Source organism: Polaromonas sp. P4_H1 (genome assembly GCF_056400945.1).
In genome coordinates this window covers 1-632 of the sequence record NZ_JBFUKG010000082.1, presented here as the reverse complement: position 1 = coordinate 632, position 632 = coordinate 1, and the positions used below count along the sequence as shown (strand labels likewise).

The following is a 632-nucleotide window of genomic DNA, read 5'->3' as shown; positions in this document are numbered from 1 at the left end:
CCTCTATGCCGCGGCCGATGCCAAGCGCCAGTCGCTGGCGCCCCCGCCCGTGACGACGGCTCTGGGCTCGTTGCTCGGCCACATCACCGGCGGCCATATCGAAACCATCGATGCTGGACCGCGCTCTTTCCAGCCGATGAACATCAATTTCGGCCTGTTCCCGCCGCTGGCTCAGGCGCCGACCAAGAAGCTCGACGGCTCGCGGCTGCGCGGCAATGAGAAGACCGTTGCCAAGAAGCAGKCGATGAGCGTGCGGGCGCTGGCCGACATGGATGACTGGATTGCCGCCAGCCTGCCCGTTGCAGCCGCGGCATGACGCCGGCGATTTGAATTTCAGGATTGTTCGATGAGTTTGCCGCCACAGGACGCCGCAGCGCTGTCCAAGACCTGGACCGAAGGCGTGTTGCTGAAACGCGACGTGTTCTCGACCGTCGAGCGCGGCCGCTATCGCACGTCATCGGGCGAAGTCGATGCGGTGCTGCGCCGGCTCGACCAGGTGCCGTGGTGGTCATATCTGCTGGCGCTGCATCTGTTCACGCGGGAACGCCGCGCACTGACGCTGGCGCGCGATCTGCGCGTCGGGCCTGAATTGCTTTGGGCCGGCGACCGCGCGCTGGTGCGCGGCTTCATCG

General features: G+C 66.2%; 2 protein-coding genes. Both read left to right on the top strand.

What is annotated here, in order from left to right:
- On the top strand, positions 1-316 hold a 316-nt coding region (locus tag AC1DS5_RS25215), incomplete at its 5' end, for a hypothetical protein (RefSeq protein WP_477720979.1).
- 30 nt (positions 317-346) lie between these two features.
- A partial coding sequence (locus AC1DS5_RS25210; RefSeq protein ID WP_477720978.1) for a hypothetical protein occupies positions 347-632 on the top strand: 286 nt, incomplete at its 3' end.